Genomic DNA, 26,308 nt, shown 5'->3' on the forward strand with positions numbered 1-26,308 from the left:
AGGGAGGGCCCAGTGGGGTTGGTCACCGCTGTGACATGGCTGTTCACCGCGCTCGTGGGGATCTACCTGCTCTACCTGTGGCTGTCGGGAGGTGGGCTGCGGCAACAGGCGGCGAAGGTCACGCGTTTCCCAGTGACGCTGATCTTCTCCCATCCGCTGCTGGGGGTGTCGGCGCTGGCCTGCTGGGTGGCCTTTCTGCTCACGGGCAACCGCGCGCTGGCATGGACGGCGTTCGGGGTCCTGGCGGCGGCGGCCCTGCTGGGCTTCGTGATGTTCACCCGCTGGCTGGGCGCCGGCCGTCACGCACGGGGTGCGGAACGGCGCTTCCCGCTCCTCGCGGTGCTCCTGCACGGTTTGGCGGGCGTGGCCACGTTCGTCCTGGTCATCCTCACGGCGAGCGTCGCGGGCCTGCTCTGAGGACCGCCATGGCGCGGTCGCCAGGTTCGGTGGAAGGAGACCGACATGGCCTATATCCAGACGGCCGCACGCCTATGAAACACCGAGCGTGGTTCTCAACCGCCGCCATATTCCGGGGTGTACGCGGGATATGGCGGCGGACGCGGCGGCCTCAGCTACTCCCAGCGGACTGGCCGGCGAGCTGGGTGATGGTGAACTGGACGAATTCGGCGGGTCGCACGGGTGCGATGCCGATGTCGCACACCACCTGACCGGTGTCGATCGTCGACGGTGTGTTGTTCGTGCTGTCGCAGATCACGTAGAACGCTTCCTCGGGTGTGCGCCCCACGAGCGCTCCCAGCCGCCACTGGTCGGTCAGGAAGCTGGTGACCGCGTGTCGGAGTGTTGCCCACAGCTGGTCGTCGTTCGGCTCGAACATCGCCCATATGGTGGACTGCTGGATGGAGTCGGAGAGGAACGAGACCAGGCGCCGTACGTTGAGGTAGCGCCAGTCGCGGCTGCTGGAGCGTGTCCGAGCACCCCATACCAGCAGGCCCCGGTCGGGGAAGGCGCGCAGGCAGTTGACGCCTTTGGCGTTGAGGTCCCCGTGCTGCTCATCGGTGAGAGCGGTGGGGAATTCGAGGACGCCGCGCAGGCTCTGGTTGGCCGGTGCCTTGAACACGCCTCTCTCGGCGTCCGTGCGGGCCCAGACCCCGGCCAGGTGGCCCGACGGCGGTACCGTCCGTGACACGCCGTCGACTCCCGCGACCTTGACCCACGGGTAGTAGAGGGCCGTGAAGGCCGCCTCGTCGGTGTCGGGTGAGGCGAGCGTGTCGACGAATTGCTCGAGCGTGTCGACGGACTGGTCGGGCGGCGCGTCGACCAGCGCGACCCTGTTGCGCTGCTTGGTGCAGTGGGCGAGCACCTTGTCGATGAGTTCCTTGCCGGTCGGCAGGTCCGGTTGTGGCGGCGTCGCGCTCTCGGTGGCGTCCACGGTCATGTCCCAGAGGCTAGGCACCGCGACCATGGTCACGTTGGGGATCGTTTCCAGCCCACCCAGCCCCGTACGCTGGTCGGTGTCGCCGGCGAGTGCCTCGTCGGTCACGGCTCGGTCCGGGGTGAGGAACCCGACCACGTAGCAGGACGTGCCGCCATTGGCGAAGAACCCGTAGATCGCCTCAGCCAGCGTGAAGCACCGCTGGAGCACCTGGATCCGCTTGAGTTCCGCGGCAGTCAGGTTTTGGTCGTTGCTCTGCTTCTCCAACAGGGCGGCCAGTTCGTTGCCCGACTCGGTGATGCTGTAGCGGTCGGCGAACTCCTGCCAGCCGTGAATCAGTTGCGGAACGACGCGTTCACTCGCGTCGAACGGGGAGGTCGACCGTTCCTCGGCATCGTTGCGCGGCGCCTCGGTGTATCCGAGGAACGCAGGGGTCGACGTGCCCGCCCCCACGATCATGCGTACGCCGCTGGACCGCTCGGTGACGAAGACACCCGGAGGCCTCGTGTCCATCGGTGCTGCTCCTTCGGTGGGCCAGCGTGTAGGCGATCGTCAGGTGTTTCGTCGCGGCTACTGATCAGTGCTGGCGGCGCGTGGCTGGATGATCGACATTACGTTACCCAATGCAATGACATATTAACACTCTGCTACGAAAGCCATCTTTAGTACCTTGGGGTTGGGCACACCTGGTCTCGCAAATGGTCATTCCGAGAGAAGATCGCCAACTCGGATCAATCGGCTGCCCTTGCTCGCGGTGCCGCCTTTCATCCGCGCGCTGCGGGCGTGCAGGCCACTTCGCGCATCCGTGCAGACGACTTCGGAAACCGACACCCCGGTCTCACCGTCTCGTCACGGCGCCCGGCCATCTCCACCGGAGGAGCGTCCCCCTGGACAGACGCCGGCCCCGTACGGCGGGTGGGGCCCACCGTGCCTGCCGTAAAGGAAATCCTATGAAAGCGGACGCTGGAGCACCTGCATGCTGCGGGCGGTCACCGTCACCTGGGAGGAGGGGGCGTATTCACCGTCACAAACCCCCTTGTCGTCGGTGTCGAGGATCGGCAGCCAGTGGTCGCCGAATTCCCCGCCCGGCAGTGTGAACGTCATGTCCTCATGGTGGGCGTTGATCAGCAACAGGAACGAGTCGTCCACGATCCGCTCACCCCGTGTCCCGGGCTCCGTGATCGCCTCGCCGTTGAGGTAGACCATCAGCGACTTGGCGTAGCCGATGTGCCAGTCTCCGGCCGTCATCTCCGTGCCGCCCGGCGTGAGCCACACCAGGTCGCGGCGGCCGTCGTCCGGGTGGCGGCCGTGGAAGAAGCGGCGGCGCTGGAAGACCGGGTGCTCGCGCCGAAGCCGCGACAGCTTGCGGACGAAGTCCAGCAGGTCGGACTCGGTGTGGATCTGCGACCAGTCGATCCAGGCGAGCTCGTTGTCCTGGCAGTAGGCGTTGTTGTTGCCCCGCTGCGTGCGACCGAGCTCGTCGCCGTGGGAGAGCATCGGCACCCCTTGCGACAGGAACAGCGTCGTCAGGAAGTTGCGGCGCTGGCGGTGGCGGAGGCGGACGATCTCGGGGTCCTCGACAGGCCCCTCGGCGCCGCTGTTCCAGGAGCGGTTGTCGTCGGTGCCGTCGCGGTTGTCCTCGCTGTTGGCCTCGTTGTGCTTGCGGTCGTACGACACCAGGTCCGTGAGGGTGAAGCCGTCGTGGCAGGTCACGAAGTTGATGGAGGCGACAGGTCGGCGGCCCGAGGAGGCGTAGAGGTCGGCGGAGCCGGTCAGGCGGGAGGCGAACTCGGGGAGCGCCGAGTGGGTGCCGCGCCAGAAATCTCGCACTATGTCGCGGTATTTCCCGTTCCACTCCGTCCACAAGGGCGGGAAATTTCCGACCTGGTAGCCGCCGGGGCCGACGTCCCACGGCTCCGCGATCAGCTTGACCTGCGAGATGACCGGATCCTGCTGGATCAGATCGAAGAAGGCGCTCAGCCGGTCGACGTCGTGCAGCTCCCGCGCCAGCGCCGCCGCCAGGTCGAACCGGAACCCGTCGACGTGCATCTCCAGCACCCAGTAACGCAGGGAGTCCATGATGAGCTGGAGCGCGTGCGGCGACCGGACGTTCAGCGAGTTGCCGCAGCCGGTGTAGTCGAGGTAGTAGCGCCGGTCACCGTCGTGCAGCCGGTAGTAGGCCGAGTTGTCGATCCCCCTGAACCCCAGCGTGGGCCCCATGTGGTCGCCCTCGGCCGTGTGGTTGTAGACCACGTCGAGGATGACCTCGATGCCCGCCTCGTGCAGCGCCCGCACCATGGCCTTGAACTCCAGCACCTGCTCGCCCCGCGTGCCCGTGCTGCTGTAGCGGCCGTGGGGGGCCAGGTAGGCCATCGTGTTGTAGCCCCAGTAGTTGGTCAGCCCCCGCGCCACCAGGAAGTGCTCGGGCATGTACTGGTGCACCGGCATCAACTCGATCGCCGTCACCCCGAGCGAGAGCAGATGGTCGATGATCGCCGGGTGCCCCACGCCCGCGTACGTGCCGCGCTGCTCCTCGGGCACCGCCGGGTGGCGCATGGTGAGCCCCCGCACGTGCGCCTCGTAGATCACGGTCTCGTGGTACGGGGTGCGCGGCGGCCGGTCGTTGCCCCATTCGAAGAACGGGTTGATGACCACATTTTTCGGCATGAAGGGCGCGCTGTCGGCCGTGTTGAGCCGCGTCGGATCGGTGAAGTGGTACGGGAACAGCGCTTCGTTCCACGTCAGATCACCGTCGATCGCCTTGGCGTAGGGATCGAGGACGAGCTTCGCCGGGTTGCACCGGTGCCCGTGCGACGGCTCGTACGGGCCGTGCACCCGATAGCCGTAGCGCTGCCCCGGCGCGATGCCCGGCAGGTAACCGTGCCAGACGAATCCATCGACTTCCGGCAGATCTACGCGTTCTTCTGAGCCGTCATCGTGAAAGAGGCATAGCTCGACTCGCTCGGCCACCTCGGAGAACAGTGAGAAGCTGGTGCCCACGCCGTCCCAGGTGCCGCCAAGTGGATAGGGCTCGCCCGGCCAGACCTCGCGCATGTGACCCAATTGTCGCACGCGATCGCGGTCCCGCTAGAGGAGTTCGGCGTTGAGGCTGATCGTCGTGCCCGTCAACGCCTTGCTCACCGGGCAATTCGCCTTCGCGGTTTCCGCCGCCTCCTGGAACTGCTCGGCCGTGATGCCGGGCACCTGCCCCTTCACGGTCAGGACGATCCCGGTGATGCCCTCACCAGGCTGGAACGTCACGTCAGCGCTGGTCTGGAGCGACTCCGGCGGCGTGCCGGCGCCGGCGAGGCCGTGCGAGAGCGCCATCGAGAAGCAGGAGGAGTGAGCGGCCGCGATGAGCTCCTCAGGCGAGGTCTTGCCGCCGGCGTCCTGGGACCTGGACGCCCAGGTGACCTCGAACGTGCCGACACCCGAGGTGTCCAGCGACACCGTGCCCGACCCGTCGAGCAGCGCGCCCTTCCACTCAGTGGTGGCGGTGCGAGTGGTGGCCATAGTGGTAGCTCCCTCTGGTCGTAGGAATTCAGACCCTATCGCGCGCCCGACAAAGTTCTGCGGCTCGGTCATCCGTGTGCGCTTTTCCGGCGAATTAATGACATGCTCGGGTCGCGGCGCACCCGCCGCCTTGGTCCGGATCACGGGAGTGTGGTGCCAGTGGAGGCACCGTACGACGACCGCCTGCTGCATCAGCGGGTGGTCGGCGGCGACGAGGCCGCGCTCGGGGAGGTCTACGATCGGCTCTCCTCGCTGATCTTCGGTCTCGCCCTGCGTGTCACCAGGGACCGGGTGATCGCCGAGGACATCACGCAGGAGGTGTTCCTGGTCTTCTGGGAACGGCCGCTGGCCTACGACCCAGATCGTGGCACCCTGCGCGCGTGGCTCGCCACGATCGCCCATCGCCGCGCGGTCGACCACGTACGGGCCGAGGAGCGCAGGCGCGTCTCCGCGCTGGGCCCCCGCCTGTACGAGCCCGAGCCCGCCAGGCTGGAGGACAACGTGCTCGCGGCCGACGAGGCCAAGCGGGTACGGCAGGCGGTGACGGCGTTACCCGACGGCCTGCGGGAAGCGGTCGAACTGGCCTACTACGGTGGGCGGACATACCGCCAGGTGGGCGAGGAGCTGGGCGTGCCCGAGGGCACGGCCAAGTCGCGGATCCGGCTGGCGCTGCGCCGCCTGGCAGACGCGCTGGCAGAGGAAGAGGTGTGATGGAGCCCGTCGAGCGTCTCTACCTGGACGCGCTGATGGAGGACCCGGCCGTACCGGAACGCTCCCTGCGGCCCCAGCTCCTGGCCGGGGCCAGGGCCCGGCGCCGGCCCGCCGCGCCCACCGCCCCCTGGGCGCAGCCGTACGCCGGGCGTGTCGCCGCCATGGACGCGCTGCTCGCCTCCGCAGTGGAGGACGACTGGTCACGAGTCATCATTGAGGGCTGGACGCTCCAGGAACTCGTCGCCCACCTCGCCGCCAAGGACGGCCTGCTGGCGGCCTCGGTCGGCGCTCCCGTGCTGGGCCCGGCCATCGGCGCGAACGACTCGCTCAGCCGTACCGCCGACGTCCAGAACTACGAGCGGGCCCGCAGCCCCGAACAGACCAGGCGCGACTGGCGCGCCCAGGCCGACGCCCTCTGCCGCCACCTGGCCGACCTCGACCCCGGCACCGCCGCGCACCTCGACGGCCTCGACGCGCCGGTGTCCGACCACATCCTGGCCCGGTGCCTGGAGACGTGGGTGCACGCCGACGACGCCGCCCGCACCGGCGGCCTCCGGCTGCCCGACCCGATCCCCGAGCACATCCACCCGACGGCCGACCTGTGCGCGCGGCTGCTGCCGTGGACGATGCTCCTGTCCGGCCTGGACGGCAGCGGGCGCACGCTCCAGCTCACGCTGACCGGGCCGGGAGGCGGGGAGTGGCACGTTCCGCTGGGCGTTACGGACGCCGCCGGCGGTGGCGGCGTCCCGGACGCGCACATCACGGCGGACGTGGTGGGGTTCTGCTTCCTGCTGGGCGGGCGGGGCGACCCGGGGTCCTTCCCCGCCGACCTCGAAGGCGACCTCGCCCTGGCTCACGACGTCCTCAACACCGCCCCGGCCCTTTCGGGCCCCTGAACGCCCGCTTCTCCGCAGGCGGTCAGGGCCGGGTCGGTGTCACCACGTCTCTAGGATCCGCGGTGTCAAATCCGTGACACGTGCCTACTGTGGCTGGGTCTGTGTGACCAGGTCCCTGGCGTACTCGTCGTCGCTCTCCGCCAGCACGCGCTTGGCGCCCTGCTCGGCCCGCGGGTCGCCCCGCTCGGCGAGCCCGCGCGTGGCCTCCGCCACCGTACGGAAGTCGGCGTCGTCGAGGCGGTCGGCGAGTGCCTCGCGGATCCGCGGCGTGTCGGCCTTGAGCGAGGCCAGCCCGGCGGTGGCCCAGTCGCGGACCTCCGCCTCGTCGTCCCGTGTCATGCCGATCAGCAGCTCCAGCCCCTCCTCGTGGTCCGGCGGCAGCACGTCGGCCAGCGCGATCGCGTCGGTCATGGTGCGCCGGTGATCAGGACGGCCGATGATGTCGAGCACCTGCGGCAGCGCCCGGGGGTCGGCCTGGTGACCGAGCGCGGCCAGCACCGAGCGGAGGACCTGCGCGTTGCCCTCGGTGGTGGCCATCTTCTGCAGCAGCGGCAGCGTCTGCTCAAGGTAGGGCTTGTCGTCGTCGGCGAACCCGAACTGGGCGATCGCGTCGACGCCGAACTCCCGCTCCCTGGCGTCCTCGCTCACGCACAGCCCGGCCAGCACCTCGTACGTCTCGTCGTCGGCCCGCTTGCCCAGCGAATCGGCGACGATCCACCACGTCTCGGCGTCCTCGTCGGTGTCGCGGTGCGCCAGGGCCCGCGCCACGAGCTGGTCGGCCGGGGCGTGGACGCCGGTGACGTCCTCCAGCAGCGTCGCGATGGCGGCGTGGCCGCGCTGCGCCTGCACCTGCTCGGTCTGCTCGCCGTCGGGGGAGCGCCCGGCCACGGTGACGAGCTCGGTGCCGTCCTTGGCGAACTGGCGCGCCACGACGTACTCCCAGTCGTCCTGGCCGATCTGGTCGAGCAGCGCGCTCTCCAGATGCACGCCCACCCAGTCGACGGCGATCTCGTGCGGGGTGTCGCCGTCTCCGTCGTACTTGCCGGCGTCGGCTCCGCTGTCCAGCAGCAGGCGTACGACGCCCAGGGCGCCGCGCCTGGCCGCCAGCGTGAGCGGCGTGTCGCCGACGTCGTTGGCGGCGTCGATCTCGGCCCCCGCCTCGATGAGCAATTCGGCCGTCTCGGCGTGCCCCTTGGCCGCGGCCCAGAGCAGCGCGGTCCAGCCGCCGCTCTCCCGGCCGTTGACGTCGGCCCCGGCGGCCAGCAGCAGGCCCGCGACCTCGGCCCGGTCCCAGGCGGCCGCCGCGCAGAGCGGCAGCCCGTCTTCGTCGCCCGCGCTGGCCTGGTTGGGGTCGGTGCCACCGGCGAGCAGCTCGCTCACCTTCTCCGACTCGCCGTTCAACGCGGCCCGGTAGAGCTGTTCCTCATGCATGACTGGACCCTAGCTTGGATCGGGCTCCGGCCGTGTCAGCCTCTCGGAAGCGTGGTGAGCACTTCGGAGTATGACTGTTCCTTCTCCGGGAGGATCCCGATCGCCGCGAAACGCGATATGTTGCGAGTATGACTGACCCTGGCGAGGTTAGGGCCTCGGACGCCGAACGTGAAGCCGTCGTGGAGCAGCTCCGCGTCGCCTCGGTCGACGGGCGGCTGACGCTCGTCGAGCTGACCGACCGCACGGAGGCCGCCTACACCGCCTCCACGCACGCCGAGCTGGCCATGCTCGTCCAGGACCTGCCCGCCTCGGGCGCCGTGCCCGTGTCACCGGTCCATCAGGAGGGGCCCACGCGCAAGCGGCGCTGGTTCGTCGGCGTCATGGGCGACTCCAAGCGGCGCGGCACCTGGCGGATCGACCAGGAGCTGGGGGCGGTCGCCGTCATGGGCGATGTGGTGCTCGACCTGCGTGAGGCCGAGGTCCGTACGAACATGGTCGACATCATGGCCGTCTCGGTGATGGGCGATGTGAAGATCATCGTCCCCGACGGCGTCAACGTGGACCTCGACGGCATGGCCATCATGGGCGACAAGCGGGTCGACGTCCTGGAGGCGGCGCCCGGCACCAACGCACCGGTCATCCGGGTGCACGCGTACGCGATCATGGGCGACGTCAAGGTGATCGGCGACTCCAAAGCACAGCCGCTGCGGCGCGGCCTGGCGGCATGGCGCGAGCAGTGGCGCCAACTGCACGGCGACGAGTGGCACAGCATGCGCAGACAGCTTCGCGACGCCGACCGCAGCATGCGCCGCGCTCTGCGCCGGGGCTACTGACGCGCTCGATCGACTGCCACCGTAGAACGCCCCTATCGGGGTTGGGCCCGGACGCCTACGAGGCCGCCGCACCGGCCGGGGCGCGGGCCGCGGTGGCGTAGCGCTCCAGGAGGACCTCGGCCAGTTCGGGAGCCGGGCCGAGCACGTCGGCGACCACGTCGGCGCCCGCCTCAAGGGTGCTGCGCCGCACCTTGTCGGCGAAATAGCCGGGCGCCAGCAGGTACGGCGCGACGGCCACCCGGGGCGCGCCCGCCTCGCGGAGGAGTGTCACCGCCTGCGCGGGCGTCGGCTCGGCCGCCGACGCGTACGCCGCCGTCACCGCCCACCACCCTCGCCCTTCCACACCTGAGCCACCGCTGAAGCCCGAGCCGAGGCTGAGGCCCGAGGCCGCCCCTGCGAACGCCGGACGCCCCCAGTCGCGGGCCATCCGCGCGACCACGCCGTTGGCCCGCCGATCGCTGGACCCGGCCGACACCAGCACGACCGCCGTATCCGGATCTCCGATCACCACTCCCGCCTCAGCCAGCCGCCGTTCCAGCGTCATCAGCAGCAGCGGGTGCGGTCCCAGCGTCGCGCCATAGCGCACGCGCAGCCGAGGGTCACGCGCCCTGGCCTCGTTGAGCGCCGAGGGAAGGTCCACCCGGCTGTGGTAGGCCTCGGTGAGCAGCAGCGGCAGCACAACAGCCGCGTCCAGCCCGCTCAGCGCCTGCCCCAGGGACGGGGTCGCGTGGTCGAGGTACGCCGTGCGCACCGGAAGTCCGGGCCGCGCCAGCCGTACCTCGTCGAGCAGGGCTTCCACGGTCGCGGCGGCGCGCGGATCGCGAGACCCGTGCGCCACCGCGACCAGTGGGATGTCCTGGCCCGTCCCGTCTGCCAACGGGACGGGCCACATGCTGGGGGTTACAGGTGAATGCCGCATTCGACCTTCCCCAGCCCCGCCCAGCGGCCGCTGCGCGGGTCCTCGCCCTCCGCGACCTGCCGGGTGCAGGGGGCGCAGCCGATCGAGGGGTAGTTGTCGTAGTGCAACGGGTTGATCAGCACCCCGTTGTCGGCCATGTAGTTGTCGACCTCGTCCTGGGTCCACTTGGCGATCGGGTTGACCTTGACCATCTGCCGCTTGGCGTCCCACTCCACGACCTTGGTCTCGGCGCGGGTGCTCGCCTCGTCGCGGCGGATGCCCGAGATCCACGCCAGGTACGGTTCGAGCGCCCGGTTGAGCGGCTCCACCTTGCGCAGGTAGCAGCACAGGTCGGGATTGCGGCCGAACAGGCGCGGCCCGAGCTCGCGTTCCTGCTCCTCCACCGTGCGCGACGGCTGCACATTGATCACATTGACGTCATAGACCTGCTGGACCGCGTCACGGGTGCCGATCGTCTCGGCGAAATGGAACCCGGTGTCGATGAACAACACGTCCACCCCGGGCTTGACCCGGCTGACCAGGTCGATGAGCAGCGCGTCGCTCATCGAGGAGGTCAGGCACAGCCGGTCGCCGAACGTCGCCGCCGCCCACCGGATGATCTCGCGGGCGGAGGCGTCCTCCAGGAAGACCGCGGCGGACTCGACGATGTCCTGCAGGTCGAGCGCGCCGCGTTGCTCTCTTAAACCGACCTCGATGTCGACGAGTGTCATATCTTCACTCCGATTCCAAGAAACTTCAGCTTGAAGGCGCGGGCGCAGGACCGGCAGTACCAGCCGCCGTGCGCCGCGGAGTCGGGGGCTTCGGGATCGCCCTCGTAGGGCTCGAGGTCCTCGTCGCCGCAGTAGGGGCAGTGGAAGGGGACGGCTCGCGTGGTCATCGCAGGTCCGCCTCGTCCGCTCGCTGCACCCAGTCGGCGAAGGCCTCGCCTTCCTTCTTCTGGGCGTCGTAGTGCGTCACGACCCGCTCGACATAGTCGGGCAGGGCCTCGGCGGTGGTCTTGAGGCCGCGTACCTTCCTGCCGAAGCCGGGGTTGACGCCCATCGAGCCGCCCAGGTGGATCTGGTAGCCCTCGACCTGCTCCCCGTGCTCGTCCACGACGAGCTGGCCCTTGAGACCGATGTCGGCGACCTGGATGCGCGCGCAGGAGTTGGGGCAGCCGTTGACGTTGATGGTGAGCGGCTCGGCGAAGTCGGGCAGGCGCCGCTCCAGCTCGTCGATGAGGTTGGCGGCGGTGGCCTTGGTCTCGACGATGGCCAGCTTGCAGTACTCGATGCCGGTGCAGGCCATCGTCTGGCGGCGGAACGTCGACGGGTTGACCTGGAGGTCGTTCGCCTCCAGCTCGGCGACCAGGGAGTCGACCTGGTCCGGCGCGACGTCGAGGATGACCATCTTCTGCTCGACCGTGGTGCGGACGCGGCCGGAGCCGTGGCGCTCGGCGAGGTCGGCGATCACGTGCAGCTTGTCGCCGTCGAGGCGGCCGACCTTGGGCGCGAAGCCCACGTAGAAGTTGCCGTCCTTCTGCGGGTAGACCCCGACGTGGTCGCGGCGGGAGCCACGGGGCGCCTGGGGCGCGGGCCCGTCGGGCAGCGCCTCCTTGAGGTATTCGGTCTCCAGGACTTCCCGGAACTTCTCCACGCCCCAGTCGTTGACCAGGAACTTGATCCGCGCGCGGTGCCGCAGCCGCCGATATCCGTAATCACGAAATATCCCGATCACTCCGGCCCAGACGTCGGCCACCCGCTCGGGCCGGACGAACACCCCGAGCCGCTTGGCGAACATCGGATTGGTGGACAGTCCGCCGCCGACCCACAGGTCGTAGCCCTTCTCCCCACTGGGCAGCTCGACACCCACGAATGCCACGTCGTTGATCTCGTGCACCGTGCAGTGCGACGGGCACCCGCTCAGCGCCGACTTGAACTTGCGCGGCAGGTTGGAGTAGGCCGGGTCGCCGATGAACCGCTCGTTCAGCACGTGGATCTCGTCGGTCGCGTCCAGCACCTCGTCGGTGTCGATCCCGGCCAGCGGGCAGCCCAGGATGACGCGCGGCGTGTCGCCGCACGCCTCGGTGGTCGACAGCCCGACGGCTTCGAGCCGCGCCCAGATGTCGGGCACCGACTCGATCTCGATCCAGTGCAGCTGGACGTTCTGCCGGTCCGTCAGGTCGGCGGTGCCCCGGCCGTACTCGTTGGAGATCTCGGCGATGACCCGCAACTGCGGGATGCTCAGCTGACCGCCGTCGATGCGCACCCGCAGCATGAAGTAGCGGTCGTCCAGCTCCTCGGGCTCCAGGATCGCGGTCTTGCCGCCGTCGATCCCGGGCTTGCGCTGGGTGTAGAGGCCGTACCAGCGCATCCGGCCGCGCAGGTCGGCCGGGTCGATCGAGTCGAAACCACGCTTGGAGTAGATGTCGATGATGCGCTGGCGGACGTTGAGGCCGTCGTCGTTCTTCTTGTTCTCTTCATTCTTGTTCAGCGGCTCCCGGTAACCGAGAGCCCACTGGCCTTCGCCGCGCGGGCGTTTGTGATGCCGGCTGGCAGGGGTGCTCATTGCGCGTCCTTCGGTTCATGGGCGCGCGCAGGCTTCCTCCCGCCTCATCATTGAGGGCAGGGGTGAAGGAGGAGATTTGCGACGCGCGCAACGGAGAAAACGGGTGGGTTAACGGGCGTCGCAACAGATGGCACTGCGGACACGCTGAAGATCGACGTGTCGTCGACCGACAAGCATGGGGTCCGCTGGCATAGTTCGAAGATACGCTAGGTATCCGGTATGTCCAAGACTGGGTCCAAACTGTGGACGCTCTTCACCCCTGACGGGGCCAGTCCAGGTCCGACTCGGCCGGCTTCTCCGCCTGCTGGTGCTGGCAATCGCACCAGGATCCGCCGCGACACTCCTCGTGGCGCTTCTCCTTGCACTTCTCGCAGATCACCCTTGCATTATTCCTCGTAGAACGTTGTTCGGTTAGGCTGGCGCCCGTGGACCTCATGGGCGAGTTGCTGAGCGACCTGCGTGCGGAGACCGCGTCACTCGACGAGCTGTTACGGCCCCTGGGAGCCGGAGACTGGGAGCTCGGCACACCCGCCGAGGGATGGGCGGTGCGTGACCAGGTGAGCCATCTGGCCTGGTTCGACGAGGCCGCGCGCACCGCCGTGACCGATCCCGACGTCTTCCGTACGGCGGCGGCGCACTTCACCTCCACCGACGACCTGGCCGCGGAGTTCCGCGGGCTCGCCCCCGACGAACTACTCGACTGGTTCCGTACGGCGCGCGCCCGCAGCATCAAGGCGTTCACCGGGCTGTCGGCCCGTGACCGGCTGCCCTGGTACGGCCCCGACATGTCGGCCGCCTCCTTCGTCACCGCCCGGCTGATGGAGACGTGGGCGCACGGCCAGGACGTGGCGGACGCGCTCGGCGTCACCAGGGAGCCCACTCCAAGGCTGCGGCACGTGGCGATGATCGGGTTCAGGGCCATGCCCTACGGTTTCGCCGTACGGAATCTGCCCCTTCCGGCGCGGCCGGTGCGCGTGGAGCTGACCATGCCCGACGGGACGCCATGGGCGGCGGGGCCGGAGGAGACCGCCGACGCGGTCCGCGGGCCGATGCTGGACTTCTGCCTGCTCGTCACCCAGCGCGTCCACCGCGACGACACCGACCTGGAGATCACCGGCGAGACGGCCCGTGCCTGGATGGAGATAGCGCAGGCGTTCGCCGGACCTCCCGGTAAGGGTCGATCAGGGAAAGGCCAGGGGCATTCCCGATGATTTGAGAGGCGGCCCCGGTGACATGCTGTAAGCATGCGGACAATCCTGAACGTCATCTGGCTGATCTTCGCCGGTGTCTGGCTGGCCATCGGCTACGCGATCGCCGGCGTCATCTGCTGCGTCCTGATCGTCACGATCCCGTTCGGCATCGCCTCGTTCAGGATCGCGGCCTACGCGCTCTGGCCGTTCGGCCGGACCGTCGTGCGCGACCCCGACGCGGGGGCGCTCTCCACGATCGGCAACATCATCTGGCTCGTCTTCGCGGGCATCTGGCTGGCGATCGGGCACGTGCTCACCTCGATCCCGTTGTTCATCTCGGTCATCGGCATCCCTCTGGGCATCGCGAACCTCAAGCTCATCCCGGTTTCGCTGCTCCCGCTGGGTGCGCGCATCGTCGACGTCGACTAGGGCAGTGCCCGGGGGACGTAAGCTGTCCCGAAGAGTCACTGCTAATAACCGTTGGGTGCCATGACGTCCACCGATGCGCCTAGCCGGTCGATGAGGAGGCGGCTCGCCTCCAACGCCCGTGCCAGGCTGAACTGGGTGCTCGACACGAATTCGTGGGCGACCGTCCGCGCGACCACCAACGCGGGAGTCACTTACCGCGTCACGGGCCTCGCGGGCGAGGCGGCCTTCTTCGCGCTGCTGTCCCTCCCGCCGTTCGTGCTGGGACTGATCGGGGTACTGGCCAAGCTCGGCACCTGGCTGGGGCCCCAGGTCGTCGTGCAGGTGAAGACCTGGGTGATCGACCAGGCCGGGCTGCTGTTCACCGACGACGCGGTGCACAAGGTGGTCAACCCGCTCATCACCGACGTCCTCAGCGACGACGCCAGCAAGGTGTCGATCATCTCGGTGGGCTTCCTGTTGTCGCTGTGGTCGGGCTCGCGGGCGCTGTACGTCTACGTGGACCTCATCTCCGTCTCCTACGGGCTCGGCGAGGAACGCGGCATCATCAGGACCCGGCTGATGTCGTTCGGGCTCTACGTGATCGGGCTGGTCATCGGGATCATCGTGATGCCGGTGCTGGTCATCGGGCCGACGCTGCTCAAGGACGCGCTGCCGGGGGAGTACGGCGTCCTCGTCGACCTGCTGTACTGGCCGGTGGTGGTCATCGGCTCGGTGCTCTTCCTGACCGTGCTCTACCACGTGAGCGTGCCGGTCCGGACGAAGTGGTACCGGGAGCTGCCGGGGGCGATCCTCGCGCTGTTCCTGTGGATCGTCTGTGCCGCCGTGCTGCGGGCCGTGCTCGCGGCGTGGTTCTCGCCCGTGTCCGTCTACGGCTCGCTGGCCGCGCCCATCGCGCTGCTGCTCTGGCTCTACATCACCGCTCTCGCCGTGCTGATCGGGGCCATCCTGAACGCCGAGGTCGATCGGCTCTGGCCCGGCGCCAGTCGTACCAAATAGGGAATAATCCCCCCGGTGGACGCACAGCGGAGAGTCGGTCCCTACACGCTCGTCAGGAAGCTGGGCGAGGGTGGCATGGGGTTCGTCTACCTCGCGGAGGACCCCACCGGCAGGCGCGTCGCGCTGAAGATGATGCGGCCCGAGCTGGCCGCCCGTGAGGAGTTCAGGCGCAGGTTCGGCAAGGAAGCCGAGGCCGCGAGAAGGGTCGCCAGGTTCTGCACCGCCCCCGTGCTCGACGCGGGGTTCGAGGGCGGGACCGCCTATCTGGTCACCGAATACGTCGAGGGCCCCGACCTGTCCGGCGTGGTCGTCCGGCAGGGGCCGCTGACCGGGTCGAACCTGGAGGCGCTGGCCGTCGGCGTGGCCACCGCGCTGGCCGCCATCCACCAGGCCGGGGTCGTGCACCGCGATCTGAAGCCGTCCAACGTGCTGCTCAGCGCGGTCGGGCCGCGGGTCATCGACTTCGGCATCGCCCAGCTCGCCGACGCCGGGGGAGCGCCCGTCACGATCGCCCAGAGCATGGGGACGCCCGCGTACATGTCGCCCGAGCAGGCCAAGGGCGAGCAGGTGACCTCGGCGAGCGACATCTTCTCGTGGGCTGCTTTGGTGGCGTACGCGGGCATCGGCCGGCCGCCGTTCGGGTCCGGCGGGGTCGCCGAGGTCGTCTACCGGGTGATCAACCACGCGCCGGTGCTCGACGGGCTGGACGAGCGGATCAGGCCGCTGGTCGAGCGGGCGCTGGACAAGGACCCGGTGCGGCGGCCGACCGCGCAGCAGCTCCTGGACCGGCTGCTCGGCCGCACCGAGGTGCCGGTCGCCGCCGCCACCAGACTGGTCTCAGACACCTGGACCCCACTCGCCCCCACCCCACCTATCGCCACTCCGTCGTCAGCCACCCCGTCGTCGGCCACCACGCCCGGCCCCACGCGGCCCGACAGTCGGTTCGAAGGCCCGTCCGCTGGGATGGTGGCGGGTTCGTCCGCCGGGGCGGTCAAAGGGCCGTCCGCTGGAGTCTTTGAAGGCCCGCCCGCTGGAGCGCTGGAAGGCTCGTCCGCTGGGGCTGGTGAAGGGCCGCCCGCCGCGGCGGGCGAAGGACCGCTCGCCGGGAGGCGGGCTTCCGGGCGGAGCCGTTGGCTGGGCCCGGTCGCCGCCGCCGCGCTCGCGGCCGTCTTCGGCGTGGGCGCCACACTCGCCGTTCTGCGCCCGTGGCAGGAGCGCCCCGCCGAGCCGGGCACCCCCGCCGTCACCCGCACGCTCGACGCCCTGGACACCACCTTCCAGGTGCGCATCGACTCCCTCGTGCGCCAGGGCACCACGGCCCGCCTGCAGTGGACGGTCAAGAACGTCGGCAAGAACAACGCGCCCCTGTACGACAGATTCGGCGCGAACACCTTCGACAACACCGTGTCGAGGATCAGCATCGTCCCTCCCGGCGTGGGCAAGCCGTTGTACCCGGCCAGGAAGGACAACGCCTGTCAGTGCGCCGAGGTCCCCACGGCCTCGTTCGGGGGCGGTATGCAGCTTCAGCTCTGGGCGGTCTTCGAGGGTGTGCCCCAGGACGCGGAGCACGTGGACGTCAACCTCGGGCCGCTCGGAACGATCAAGAACGTGGCCCTCTCATCTGCCTGATCACCTGATCCGTGCCCGGTCCCCCCTGCCCGATCCGCTATCGTCTAGAACGTCGCGACTGGCGCGTTAGGTGGGGCGAACCACCAGGGAGCGGAAGGGCAGAAGGCCGTGCGCCTGGGTCTTCGCACATTGTCAACGATGACAGGAGAGTCATGAGTTCTCTCACAAGCGTAGACCCGCAGATCGCCGAGCTCATCAAGGCGGAGGAGCGCCGTCAGGCCGACACGGTCAAGCTCATCGCGTCGGAGAACTACGTGTCCAAGGCCGTTCTGGAGGCCACGGGCACCGTCCTGACCAACAAATACTCCGAGGGCTACCCCGGCAAGCGCTACTACGAGGGCCAGCAGGTCATCGACCAGGTCGAGACCCTGGCCAACGAGCGGGCCAAGGCGCTGTTCGGCGTCAACCACGCCAACGTCCAGCCCTACTCTGGCTCGCCCGCCAACCTGGCCATCTACATGGCCTTCCTGCAGCCGGGCGACACCGTGATGGGCATGGGCCTGCCGTTCGGCGGTCACCTCACGCACGGCTGGTCGGTCTCGGCCACCGGCAAGTGGTTCAACCCGGTCCGCTACGGCGTGCGCCAGGACACCGGCCGCATCGACCTCGACGAGGTCAGGGCGCTGGCGCTGGAGCACCGGCCGAAGCTGATCTTCTGCGGCGGCACGGCCATCCCGCGCACGATCGACTTCGAGGGCTTCGCGTCCATCGCCCGCGAGGTGGGCGCCGTACTCGCCGCCGACATCGCGCACATCGCCGGCCTCGTCGCGGGCGGCGCGCACCCCTCTCCGGTGGGCCACGCCGACGTGATCTCCACGACCACGCACAAGACGCTGCGCGGCCCGCGCGGCGCCATGCTCATGGCCACCACCGACGAGCACGCGACCGCGCTCAACAAGGCCGTCTTCCCCGGCCTGCAGGGCGGCCCGCACAACCACACCACCGCCGCCATCGCCGTGGCCCTGCACGAGGCGTCCACCGACGACTTCAAGGCCTACGCGCACCAGGTGGTGACCAACGCGAAGGCGCTGGCCGAGGAGCTGTCGAGCCGCGGCTTCGACCTGGTCTCGGGCGGCACCGACAACCACCTCATCCTGCTCGACCTCACGCCCAAGGGCATCGGCGGCAAGCCCGCCGCCCAGGCGCTCGACCGCGCGGGCCTGGAGACCAACTACAACACGGTCCCGTTCGACACCCGCAAGCCGTTCGACCCGAGCGGCATCCGCATCGGCACCCCCTCTGTCACCTCCCGGGGGATGGGGCCGGGCGAGATGCGGCAGATCGGCGCGTGGATGGACGAGGTCGTCACCGCCCTGGCCAAGGGCGACGCCGAGCACGTCATCAGCCGGGTGCATCACGAGGTCAGCGAGCTGACCGCGCAGTTCCCGGCGCCGGGTCTCTCCTGAGATTTCTCGTTACGGCACCGGCATACGTGGCTGAGGGCTCGGCTTGTCTTTTCGGGTGAACCGCTTTCATCCGTTACGGCAAGCCGCACCCACCGCTACCCGCCGCACATGGCTGAGGGCCTCCAGGAAAACGGCCGCTGAGCCCGCACAGGGCCGGGCGCCGTTACGTGCGTTCAGTCGGCCGGTGGCGTGGATGCGGTCGGCCGGAGGCGTCCCTCCCGGATGGTGGCCACCGGGAGAACATGCTGAGTGGGCTTGCGGTGGGTTCCGCGAGAATCCACGTAGACCCGCTCCATCTCCCCGGCTGGCCGGAACTCCGTGGCCTCTCCGGTTGACCGGGACGCCGTGGCCTCCTCGGCTGGTCGGGACTTTGTGGTCTCTGCGACCGGCCGGATCGCCCCGGCCTCTCCGTCTGGACGGGACCCCGTGGCCGTCTCGGCCAGCCGGAACACCGTGGCGTGCCGTATCGCGCCGTCGTCCGCCAGCCATTCCGTGTCCGGCGAGTCCATGCGGAGGACGCGGCGTGGTGCGTCCGTCACCGCCGTGATCGCGTTCTCCAGTGGCAGGCCGCAGGCCACGAGCTTGGTGATCGTGGTGGCCAGGTCGTGGACGGGGCCGCCGATGTTGCGTACGTGGATGTCGGTGCTGATCGAGTGCGGTGGGAAACCGGCGGCGATCGCGCGTTCGGCGACCTCGAAGCTAAAGCTGGCCACGCCGTGACCCACGTCCAGCAGTACGCCCCGGTCGAGCGCGCGGGCCAGCGCGGGGGTAGGGGTGCCGTCGGGCCGCCACGGATGGCCGGTCTTGCCGTGGTAGCAGTGGGTGATCACGTCGCCCTCGTCGAGCAGGTCGAGCACGTCCTCGATCAGCGGCGGCACCTCGCCGATGTGCACCAGCAGAGGCAGGCCCGCCTGCCGGGCGACGAGCCGGCCGAGCTGGAGCGGCTGCAGCCCCATCGCGCCCACGACCATGCCGCTGGAGCGGACCTTCACGCCGCACACCAGGCCCCGGTGCCGTTCGATGGCGGCCAGCGTGGCGTCCACGTCGATGAAACTCGGGTCGGCGGTTTCGCGCAGGTGGACGAGGCCGTATGAGCCGATGTTCACCCAGGCGCGTATCTCGGTCTCGGCGGCCGGGACGACATAGCGGGCCAGACCGTCGATCGTGGCCTGGCCCGCGCTGCCCGCGTCGGCGACCACGTGCACGCCCTGGTCCAGGCCGACGCGGTCCGGGGGCACGCTGATCACCGTCATCCCGTCGTAGACGTGGGCGTGCAGGTCCACCCAGCCAGGCCCGATCCAGAGATCCCCGGGCCGTTCCCGGGTCGGCTCCAGCACCAGCCCGCCGTCTCCCGGAACCAGCCGCACAGCCGCCGACGAACCGACCACCCGAAGGGCACCACCGACCCCGGATACGCCTACCCCGGATACGCCTACCCCGGATACGCCTACCCCGGAACCGCCGACCCGGGATACGCCGATCCCGGAACCGCCGATCCCAGAACCGACCGCCCCCGCGATGCCGATCGCTAAACCGTCGTTCCCGGAGTCGCCCACGCCCGCACCGCCGATTCCGAAACCGCTGGTCTCGAAACCGTCCGCGCCGCCGGTCATCCCAGCGCCTCCGCGACGGCCATGTTGTGGAAGGCGCGGCGGATCCGGTTGATCGCGTCCGACCCCCGGCTGGGGTGCACCCGGTTGGTCAGCAGCACCACGAACATGTCCAGTTCCGGATCCACCCACAGGCTCGTTCCCGTGAACCCGGTGTGCCCATACGCCGCCGGGCTCAGCAGATCACCCCCGCTGCAGCCGGGCCGCTGCCACCCCTCCCAGGCCAGCGCCCTGCCTCCGGTCCGCGTCCGGGTCATCACCTCGAGCGTCCGGGCAGCCACAAAGCCGCCGCCCCGGCACAGCGCCCGGCCCAGCCGCGTAAGGTCGTCCAGCGTGCCGAACAGCCCAGCGTGCCCGGCCACCCCGCCCAGCACCTCGGCGTTCTCGTCGTGCACGGTCCCCTGGACGATCCGGCCGCGCCACGGGCAGTCCTCGGTGGCGGCCGCACGCCGAAGGTCGGCCTCGGGCAGCAGGAAGCGGGTCTCGTCCATGCCGACGGGCCCGGTCACCCGCTCCCGTACCAGCTGGTCGAGCGGTGTCCGGGCGGCCCGTTCGGCGATCATGCCGAGGATCATGAACCCCTGGGAGCTGTACTCGACACCCGGCGACGGGCGCAACGGCAGCCGGGCCACCGCGGCGAGCAGTTCGTCGCGGGTCGGGTGGTCGCGGTAGAGCGGCTGCTGCCCGGGGATGCGCGAGGTGTGCGTCAGCAGCTCGAAAACGGTGATGCCGGACTTGTCGGTCGAGGCGTACTCCGGCAGGTGCAGCGCGATGGGATCGTCCAGGGTCAGTTCGCCCGACTCGACCAGCGCCATGACGGCCAGCCCGACGATCGGCTTGGTGAGCGAGGCCAGGTCCCACAGGGTGTCGTCACTGACCGGGTCGCCGTTCCACGCCAGCGTGCCGAGGCGGCCACGCGAAACCGGGCCGCTCGACCTGCCGTAGGCCCAGGCCGCGCCCGAGAATTCCCCGAGGGCGCGGGCCCGCGCGAGCACGTCCGTCATACGTTCCTCCCGATCGCCGCCGGCACACGGGCGGCGGCGGCCACCACCAGCGGTCCCAGCAGCGGTATGTCGTCCTGACTCAGGCTGAGCGTGAGGCCCGCGACGCTCACCGCGCCCACCGCCGTCCCACTCGCGTCGCGGACCACCGCCCCGACGCAGCGCACGTTGGCCTCGTTCTCCTCCTCGTCGATCGCGTAGCCACGCGAGCGTACCGCCTCCAGATCTTCCAGCAGCTCCGGGTCCACGATCGTGGCGGCCGCGCCGCCTCCGGAGGGCACGGTCCGGGCCGACCCGGCCGAAACTAGTGAGGGTCTTCCGGGGAGGGCCGGTATGAGCGTGCTCCTGAGGGTCTTCCAGGGAGAGCCCGTATGAGCGTGCTGGAGATCAATGATCTGCACGCCGAGTTCCGCTTGGACGCGGGCACGATCAAGCCGGTCAACGGGGTGTCGCTGTCGGTCGAGGAGGGGCAGACGCCGGTCGTCGTCGGCGAGTCGGGCAGCGCGCGCCCTCTCCGGCGGATCCGCCGTCGGGGTGCACCCGCTGCCCGGTCGCCCGCGAGGAGCGCGCGGACGACCGGCCGCCGCTGGCCGCCCAGGGCTCCGCTGGACAGGTCGTCGGACCAGCTCCTTCACGGCGAAGCCGCCGCCGACCGGGGCTGAGGTCCGGGGGTGAGGTCCAGGGCTGAAGTCCGGAGGTGAGGTCCAGGGCTGAGGTCCAGGGCTGAGGTCCGGGGCTGAGGTCCGGGCATGAGGTCCGGGCATGAGGACGCCCCGCCGTACGGAGGGTTACGGCGGGGCGTCGGGTGCCTTCGGGGACGGGCCGGAGGTCCCCGGAGGCGGTGGCCGGTGGCGGGTGGCGCCGCTACCGGCCGGGGGCGGTCCTCGCCGGCGGGACCGAATCGCCCGCGCGGACCTGCTCTTCAGTTGGTCTTATTCCCAGGAGTGATCAGCCCAGGAAGAGGTAGTCGGCCTTGTAGTCGACCTGGGTCTGGGCGCCGACCGTGCAGGTGCCCGCGGGGGCCACGCCGCCCTCGGTGTTGAGGCGCAGGATCGTGGTGGCGTGAGCCAGCAGGCCGGTGTTCTTGCCGGACTGGGTGGCGTCCAGGACCAGCTCGGGGATGTTGCCGTCACCGTTGGGGGTCTTGGTGACGACCGCTCCGCGCACCGCGCTGCCGTCTGGGGCGACCCACTGCGGCGGTCCCGCGGCGGGGGTCACGAAGGAGTGGTCGATGCCGCGCCGCAGCTTGGCCGCCACGCCGTACTGGGTGAAGGCCGGAGCTGCGGCGCCGGGCTGCTGGGTGCAGGCGTAGATCTGGGCGCCCTTCAGCACCTCGGCGGTGACCGCGCGGGGGTGGTCGAACGGGTCGCCGGACAGCTGGCCGCGCACCGCGCCGCCGTTGAACTCCGTGGTGTGCAGGTTGGTGTAGTACCGGCCGGGGTTGGCGGCGATGCGCTTGACGACCGGCGCGGCGACCTTGGCCTCACCCGCGACACCCGTCAGGTTCGACGGCAGGCCCGCGGCGTCGGCGAACAGGTCGGCGACCACGTCGCCGTTCTTGCCGCTCGCGCCCTTGTGGATGTGCCCGTTGGTCACCGGGGCGAGCCCGGTCCAGAAGGCGGTGTAGCCGATGACCGAGCCGGTCGGGCGCAGCCACCAGGTGGCCTGGCCGTCCTGGTCACCGCGCTTCTTGCCGTCGTTCGCGGGCACTTCCTTGGTGCCGTCGGCGCGGGCGGAGAGCGTGGCCTGGTTGCTGCCCTGCAGGACGCCGTTGAGGTCGATCGGCTTGTTCAGCCGGTGGAACTGGCCGCGGACCGCGCCCTTGGGGTGAGCGGCGTCGTGCAGGTTGGCGTAGAAGCCGCCCGGGTCGTCGATCAGCGCCTTGACCAGCGCCGGGTCGGCGGTGACCGTGCCGGTCACGCCGAGCACGGACTTGGGCAGCGGCTTGGTGAAGAACTCGAGCTTGACGTCGCCGTTGGCGCCCTTGGCGGCCTGGTGGATGTGCCCGGCGGTAGGTGAGTCGATCTTGTTCCAGCGAGCCGCGAAGGTGACCTCGTTACCGCTGATCTTGATGACGACGGTCGACCGGCCATCGGCGTCACCCTTGACGCCTACCTCGTTGGCGCCGCGCAGGCCGGCGGCGAGATACACGTCGTCACCGGAGGCCGAGACAGTCGCCTGAGCAGCGGTGACCGGAGCGAGAAGGCCGGTGGCGAGCAGCGCCCCGGACAGGGCGAGGGTGCGAATCGACATGATGAAACCTCTTCAAGGATTGTCATTGGGGTTGGTACGGCAAGCAGTACGCGACCCCGGCCCGAAGTGGTTCAACCGTGGAATCCGTAAATTTACACATAGGGAAGTGGGCGCAAAAAAGCCCTCCCACCTGCGGTGGAAGGGCTTCTGGGAGGTGAGTCCGAGGGGGATTCAGGCTCTTACGGTAAGTAAAGTCTTACCGGTCGTGGTGACCACCTCGAAATGATCGATGTCCTGGAGCTTCCACGGGCTGCCGCCGTGCATGTAGAGCGGATCGGGCGACCCGGGCACGCCGTATCCGGCGGGCGGCACCGACCAGCCCGTCATGATCCGCTTCTGGCCCGTCTTGGACACCGAGATCAGCTCGCATTCGAGCGGGCCCTTCACCCCCGAGAGCTTGAGCGCGGCGTGCGTGCCCCAGCCCTTGGACTCCAGCACCAGCCCGCCGGTCACGCCGTCGGCGCCGACGCCCTCAATGGGCGTGCCGTCGGCGTAGAACTGCTCGGCCGGACCCAGATGCTGCGTGGGATGGCCCGCCGCCACGGGCGTCGCCGCGTCGCCGCCCCCGAGCTGGGTGCCGACCGCGAGGCCGCCGGCCACCAGCGTGACCGAGGCCGCCAGCCCGATCACGAATGTGCCCCGCCTCGACCGCCGGTCCTGCGCCTTCTTGCGCCGGAGCAGGTCGATGACATCGGCCTGCCCGTAATCGGGAGGAGGGGGCTCTTCTCGCACCGGCCCGATCCCCGTCAGGACACTGGCCACTCCGGCCAGCTCTGACAGCTCCGCCCGACATGACGGGCAGAGGGAGAGGTGCGCTTCGAAGGCTAATCTGTCGTCCTCGTCCAGCAGGCCGAGGGAGTAGGCGCCCACGTCCGTATGTTCGACTCTGTTCACGCCGTCACCCCTCTCTCCTGCAGTGCGACGCGCAACGCGCGGACCGCGTAGTAAACCCGGGACTTAACTGTGCCAACGGGGATGCCGAGCGCTATCGCGGCATCGTTGACCGACCGGTCTCGCAAGATCGTCTCGTTGAGGATCTCGCGGTGGGCCGGGGATAACGCCATCAGCGCCTCGGATACGACCACCTGGTGCAGCAGGCCCTCCATCTCGTCCGGCACGGGCATGCTCTCCAGCGGGCCGTCGCCTGATTCCGGCGGGCGGGCTTCCTTGCGCCGCCGGTCATCGATCACGATACGGCGTGCGACGGTGGCTAGCCAGGGCATGAGCGAAGCCGAGTCCGGATCGAGCTGCTCGGAACTACGCCAGGCGCGGATCATGGTCTCCTGCACGACGTCCTCGGCCCATTGCCGATCGCCCGCCGTCAGCCGGATCACGAAGGCCAGCAGCGGCCGGTGGTACTCCCGGTAGAGAGTGGAGACGACCACTTCGTCATCCGGACGTACTCGCCTCATCCGGTGGCGTGAGCGTGGTTTGCCCATGGGGGCGGCTCCCTCGGCCGAGGGCGGGGGACACGTGCTGACTCGCATCATTCCCCTTTCAAAGTGCAGTCGGCAGGAAGTACGGACAGATTCCCTGGCGCGGTTCAATAGATCGGGAAGAAAGTCGTTGCGAAGTCCCAGGAGGGATGCGTAGAGTCACTTCCCAGCTGCACCGAGAACTCGAGTGAGGAGGTGGCGAGCATGCGGGTTGTTCTGTTCGGCATGCCGTTTGTCATCCTCCGGGGGCCCGCTTAGAGGTCACCCGGGTCCTTCTCGACCACAAAGGTGTCACTCCGTTGTTCTCCACGCTCTTCCCGCTCGGCTGGACCGAATCCCGCGCCGCCGAGCTACCACTACACACCGTGCCCGCCCGGGTGTCCCGGGTCGATCGCGGCGCGGCCGAAGTGATCGCCGCCGATGGGCAGCATCACGTCAAGTACGGCGCGCGCGTCCGCAGGGCGTCCGCTGACGACCCGGTGGCGCTGCCCTGCGTCGGAGACTGGGTCGGGCTCAAGGAGCTCCCAGAGGGCCGCTACGAGCTCGACGCGGTCCTGCCGAGAAGCAGCGCCTTCGTCAGGGGCGGCGTCAGCCGCGACTCGCGCGGCGGCCTGTCGGGCGACGGCCAGGGCCAGGTGCTCGCGGCCAACATCGACATCGTCTTCGTCGCGGAGCCGTCCATGCACGCCACGGACTTCGCCGACCTGGGCCGCATCGAACGGCTCGTCGCGCTGGCCTGGGAGTCGGGCGGCACGCCGGTCGTGCTCGTCACCAAGTCCGACCTGTTCGAACGCGGCCTCGACGACCTGCTCGCCGACGTGCGCGTCGCCGCGCCGGGCGTCGACGTGCACGCCGTCTCCTCGCTGCTCGGCGCCGGCGTCGAGCTCGTACGCGGCTATCTCGATGGCTCGCGTACGGCCGTCGTGCTCGGCCCGTCGGGCGCCGGCAAGTCCACGCTCGTCAACGCCATGGCGGACGGCGAGGCGATGGAGACCCAGCAGGTGCGCGCCGCCGACGGCCGGGGCCGCCACACCACCGTGCACCGGGAGCTGATCCCGCTGCCCGGCGGCGGCCTCGTCATCGACACGCCGGGCATCCGCCGCGTCGGCCTCTACGAGATGAGCGAGGGCGTCGACCTCGTCTTCTCCGACATCGAGGAGCTGGCGGCCGGCTGCCGGTTCGACGACTGCGGCCACGAGAGCGAGCCCGGCTGCGCGGTGCTCGCCGCTCTGGAGAGCGGCGAGCTGCCCGAGCGGCGGCTGATCAGCTGGCGCAAGCTCCAGCGCGAGGCCGCCTGGATGGCCTCGCGCACCGACGCGCGGCTCCGCAAGGAGCAGACGAACAAGTGGAAGATCATCCACAAGGAAATGCGGCGGACGGGCAGAAACCGGCCCTGACCGGGTAACACCACTGCATGGAGCTGCTGTTCGCTGACCGCGCGGAAGCGGGGGCCATGCTGGCGGGGCGCCTGCTCGACGCGCAGGACCCCGTGGTGCTGGCGCTCCCGCGCGGCGGCGTGGCGGTGGCCGTGCCGATCCACCGCAGCGTCGGTGGCCGGCTCGACGTGCTGGTGACCCGGAAGATCGGCTATCCGCCGACGCCCGAACTGGGCGTCGGCGCGATAGCCGAGGGCGGCGAGCCGGTGTTCGACCTGCTACTGCTGCGCCGGCTCGGGATGACGCCCGAGTCGGTGGCGGACGTGGTCGCGGAGGAGCGGCGCGAGCTGGCCCGCCGGGTCAAGGTCTATCGGGGCGACCGCCCGCTGCCCGATCTCGCCGGACGCGAGGTGATCGTGGTTGACGACGGCCTGGCCACCGGCGCCACCGCGCGGGCGGCGCTCCGGGCGGTCGGCGCGGCCAAGCCGGGCCGGGTGACGCTGGCCGTGCCGGTGGGCGCCCGCGACACGGTCGAGGCCATGCGCGAGGAGGCCGACGAGGTGGTGGTGCTGCGGGTGCCGACGGATTTCCGGGCGGTGGGGCAGTGGTACGAGCACTTCGACCAGCTCAGCGACGCCGACGTGCTGGATCTGCTGGCGGGTGTGCGGTGAGGGGTGTTTCGTCACGCGACCGCGTCGGACTCCGTGACGGTCCGTCGGGGCTGGTGTCCGTTGGGAGG

Annotated in this window: 27 protein-coding genes and 1 riboswitch; of the genes, 12 read left to right on the forward strand and 15 right to left on the reverse strand. The window is 69.8% G+C overall.

Annotated elements, in window-relative coordinates:
- Positions 1-12: 12 nt before the first annotated feature.
- Positions 13-417 carry a hypothetical protein gene (locus tag ACQP2T_RS18685; RefSeq protein WP_433517389.1) on the forward strand — a complete coding sequence of 135 codons (405 nt, stop codon included), beginning with the start codon at positions 13-15 and terminating at the stop codon, positions 415-417.
- A 151-nt stretch (positions 418-568) separates the two neighbouring features.
- Here ACQP2T_RS18685 and ACQP2T_RS18690 read toward each other — a convergent pair whose 3' ends face one another.
- From ACQP2T_RS18690 to ACQP2T_RS18700, 3 genes are all read right to left on the reverse strand, one after another.
- Positions 569-1,906 (reverse strand): phage tail sheath family protein, encoded by a 1,338-nt coding sequence (locus ACQP2T_RS18690; protein ID WP_433517390.1) that lies wholly within the window; start codon positions 1,904-1,906, stop codon positions 569-571.
- A 435-nt stretch (positions 1,907-2,341) separates the two neighbouring features.
- Positions 2,342-4,447: a glycogen debranching protein GlgX gene (glgX, locus tag ACQP2T_RS18695; protein ID WP_433517391.1), complete on the reverse strand. Its 2,106-nt coding sequence runs from the start codon at positions 4,445-4,447 to the stop codon at positions 2,342-2,344.
- Positions 4,448-4,480: 33 nt separating this feature from the next.
- Entirely contained in the window at positions 4,481-4,906 is a 426-nt protein-coding gene (locus ACQP2T_RS18700; protein WP_433517392.1) for an OsmC family protein, read from the reverse strand.
- 153 nt (positions 4,907-5,059) lie between these two features.
- On the opposite strand from ACQP2T_RS18700, the gene ACQP2T_RS18705 reads away from it, so the two are divergent.
- Together ACQP2T_RS18705 and ACQP2T_RS18710 are read left to right on the forward strand one after the other, a co-directional pair.
- Positions 5,060-5,617: a sigma-70 family RNA polymerase sigma factor gene (locus tag ACQP2T_RS18705; RefSeq protein WP_358548938.1), complete on the forward strand. Its 558-nt coding sequence runs from the start codon at positions 5,060-5,062 to the stop codon at positions 5,615-5,617.
- Complete coding sequence (locus ACQP2T_RS18710) at positions 5,617-6,513, forward strand: maleylpyruvate isomerase family mycothiol-dependent enzyme (protein WP_433517393.1); 897 nt, start codon at positions 5,617-5,619, stop codon at positions 6,511-6,513. Before ACQP2T_RS18705 ends, ACQP2T_RS18710 begins: the two co-directional genes overlap by 1 nt.
- Before the next feature lie 84 nt (positions 6,514-6,597).
- Here ACQP2T_RS18710 and ACQP2T_RS18715 read toward each other — a convergent pair whose 3' ends face one another.
- The gene (locus ACQP2T_RS18715; protein ID WP_433517394.1) at positions 6,598-7,944 is read right to left on the reverse strand and encodes an ankyrin repeat domain-containing protein; all 1,347 of its coding nucleotides are present in this window, start codon (positions 7,942-7,944) and stop codon (positions 6,598-6,600) included.
- Positions 7,945-8,072: 128 nt separating this feature from the next.
- Here ACQP2T_RS18715 and ACQP2T_RS18720 point away from each other — a divergent pair, with 128 nt between their 5' ends.
- On the forward strand, positions 8,073-8,777 hold the full coding sequence (locus ACQP2T_RS18720; RefSeq protein WP_433517395.1) for a DUF1707 SHOCT-like domain-containing protein: 705 nt from the start codon (positions 8,073-8,075) through the stop codon (positions 8,775-8,777).
- A 55-nt stretch (positions 8,778-8,832) separates the two neighbouring features.
- Here ACQP2T_RS18720 and ACQP2T_RS18725 read toward each other — a convergent pair whose 3' ends face one another.
- From ACQP2T_RS18725 to ACQP2T_RS18745, 5 genes are all read right to left on the reverse strand, one after another.
- Positions 8,833-9,669, reverse strand: a complete 837-nt coding sequence (locus ACQP2T_RS18725) for a sirohydrochlorin chelatase (RefSeq protein WP_433519794.1) — start codon at positions 9,667-9,669, stop codon at positions 8,833-8,835.
- An 8-nt stretch (positions 9,670-9,677) separates the two neighbouring features.
- On the reverse strand, positions 9,678-10,406 hold the full coding sequence (locus tag ACQP2T_RS18730) for a phosphoadenylyl-sulfate reductase (protein ID WP_357941085.1): 729 nt from the start codon (positions 10,404-10,406) through the stop codon (positions 9,678-9,680).
- Positions 10,403-10,573 carry an Insertion element protein gene (locus tag ACQP2T_RS18735; RefSeq protein WP_357941086.1) on the reverse strand — a complete coding sequence of 57 codons (171 nt, stop codon included), beginning with the start codon at positions 10,571-10,573 and terminating at the stop codon, positions 10,403-10,405. The genes ACQP2T_RS18730 and ACQP2T_RS18735 overlap by 4 nt, the downstream gene beginning before the upstream one ends.
- Complete coding sequence (locus ACQP2T_RS18740; RefSeq protein WP_433517396.1) at positions 10,570-12,243, reverse strand: nitrite/sulfite reductase; 1,674 nt, start codon at positions 12,241-12,243, stop codon at positions 10,570-10,572. Before ACQP2T_RS18740 ends, ACQP2T_RS18735 begins: the two co-directional genes overlap by 4 nt.
- A gap of 108 nt (positions 12,244-12,351) precedes the next feature.
- Entirely contained in the window at positions 12,352-12,435 is an 84-nt protein-coding gene (locus ACQP2T_RS18745) for a putative leader peptide (protein ID WP_311132608.1), read from the reverse strand.
- Positions 12,436-12,677: 242 nt separating this feature from the next.
- Between ACQP2T_RS18745 and ACQP2T_RS18750 the strand changes: the two genes are divergently transcribed.
- The 5 genes from ACQP2T_RS18750 (at position 12,678) to glyA (ending at position 17,893) form a co-directional block, all read left to right on the forward strand.
- A complete protein-coding gene (locus tag ACQP2T_RS18750) occupies positions 12,678-13,454 on the forward strand; it encodes a TIGR03084 family metal-binding protein (RefSeq protein WP_433519795.1) in 777 nt (258 codons plus the stop codon).
- A gap of 33 nt (positions 13,455-13,487) precedes the next feature.
- Positions 13,488-13,862 carry a YccF domain-containing protein gene (locus tag ACQP2T_RS18755; protein ID WP_433517397.1) on the forward strand — a complete coding sequence of 125 codons (375 nt, stop codon included), beginning with the start codon at positions 13,488-13,490 and terminating at the stop codon, positions 13,860-13,862.
- 60 nt (positions 13,863-13,922) lie between these two features.
- The gene (locus ACQP2T_RS18760) at positions 13,923-14,858 is read left to right on the forward strand and encodes a YihY/virulence factor BrkB family protein (RefSeq protein WP_357642581.1); all 936 of its coding nucleotides are present in this window, start codon (positions 13,923-13,925) and stop codon (positions 14,856-14,858) included.
- Positions 14,859-14,873: 15 nt separating this feature from the next.
- Positions 14,874-16,487, forward strand: coding sequence for a protein kinase domain-containing protein (locus tag ACQP2T_RS18765; RefSeq protein WP_433517398.1), 1,614 nt, complete (start codon positions 14,874-14,876; stop codon positions 16,485-16,487).
- A gap of 45 nt (positions 16,488-16,532) precedes the next feature.
- Positions 16,533-16,614, forward strand: a riboswitch (ZMP/ZTP riboswitch).
- 1 nt (position 16,615) lies between these two features.
- Positions 16,616-17,893: a serine hydroxymethyltransferase gene (glyA, locus tag ACQP2T_RS18770; RefSeq protein WP_433519796.1), complete on the forward strand. Its 1,278-nt coding sequence runs from the start codon at positions 16,616-16,618 to the stop codon at positions 17,891-17,893.
- A gap of 173 nt (positions 17,894-18,066) precedes the next feature.
- Here the strand turns inward: glyA and ACQP2T_RS18775 are convergent, their stop codons facing one another.
- The 3 genes from ACQP2T_RS18775 to ACQP2T_RS18785 form a co-directional block, all read right to left on the reverse strand.
- The gene (locus tag ACQP2T_RS18775) at positions 18,067-19,281 is read right to left on the reverse strand and encodes a hypothetical protein (RefSeq protein ID WP_433517399.1); all 1,215 of its coding nucleotides are present in this window, start codon (positions 19,279-19,281) and stop codon (positions 18,067-18,069) included.
- Between the two features lie 221 nt (positions 19,282-19,502).
- Complete coding sequence (locus ACQP2T_RS18780; RefSeq protein WP_433517400.1) at positions 19,503-20,507, reverse strand: serine hydrolase domain-containing protein; 1,005 nt, start codon at positions 20,505-20,507, stop codon at positions 19,503-19,505.
- Positions 20,504-20,785, reverse strand: coding sequence for an IclR family transcriptional regulator domain-containing protein (locus ACQP2T_RS18785; protein WP_433517401.1), 282 nt, complete (start codon positions 20,783-20,785; stop codon positions 20,504-20,506). Before ACQP2T_RS18785 ends, ACQP2T_RS18780 begins: the two co-directional genes overlap by 4 nt.
- 90 nt (positions 20,786-20,875) lie before the next feature.
- On the opposite strand from ACQP2T_RS18785, the gene ACQP2T_RS18790 reads away from it, so the two are divergent.
- Positions 20,876-21,166 carry a hypothetical protein gene (locus tag ACQP2T_RS18790; protein WP_433517402.1) on the forward strand — a complete coding sequence of 97 codons (291 nt, stop codon included), beginning with the start codon at positions 20,876-20,878 and terminating at the stop codon, positions 21,164-21,166.
- A 286-nt stretch (positions 21,167-21,452) separates the two neighbouring features.
- Here ACQP2T_RS18790 and ACQP2T_RS18795 read toward each other — a convergent pair whose 3' ends face one another.
- The 3 genes from ACQP2T_RS18795 to ACQP2T_RS18805 form a co-directional block, all read right to left on the reverse strand.
- Positions 21,453-22,757 carry a CHRD domain-containing protein gene (locus ACQP2T_RS18795; RefSeq protein ID WP_433517403.1) on the reverse strand — a complete coding sequence of 435 codons (1,305 nt, stop codon included), beginning with the start codon at positions 22,755-22,757 and terminating at the stop codon, positions 21,453-21,455.
- A 171-nt stretch (positions 22,758-22,928) separates the two neighbouring features.
- Entirely contained in the window at positions 22,929-23,651 is a 723-nt protein-coding gene (locus ACQP2T_RS18800) for an anti-sigma factor family protein (RefSeq protein ID WP_433517404.1), read from the reverse strand.
- Positions 23,648-24,196: a sigma-70 family RNA polymerase sigma factor gene (locus ACQP2T_RS18805; RefSeq protein ID WP_357941099.1), complete on the reverse strand. Its 549-nt coding sequence runs from the start codon at positions 24,194-24,196 to the stop codon at positions 23,648-23,650. The genes ACQP2T_RS18800 and ACQP2T_RS18805 overlap by 4 nt, the downstream gene beginning before the upstream one ends.
- A gap of 296 nt (positions 24,197-24,492) precedes the next feature.
- Between ACQP2T_RS18805 and rsgA the strand changes: the two genes are divergently transcribed.
- Positions 24,493-25,590, forward strand: a complete 1,098-nt coding sequence (rsgA, locus tag ACQP2T_RS18810) for a ribosome small subunit-dependent GTPase A (protein ID WP_433517405.1) — start codon at positions 24,493-24,495, stop codon at positions 25,588-25,590.
- A 17-nt stretch (positions 25,591-25,607) separates the two neighbouring features.
- Positions 25,608-26,240, forward strand: coding sequence for a phosphoribosyltransferase (locus ACQP2T_RS18815; RefSeq protein WP_433517406.1), 633 nt, complete (start codon positions 25,608-25,610; stop codon positions 26,238-26,240).
- Positions 26,241-26,308 lie beyond the last annotated feature (68 nt).

This window comes from Nonomuraea sp. CA-143628 (genome assembly GCF_050942315.1).
Taxonomy (GTDB): Bacteria; Actinomycetota; Actinomycetes; order Streptosporangiales; family Streptosporangiaceae; genus Nonomuraea.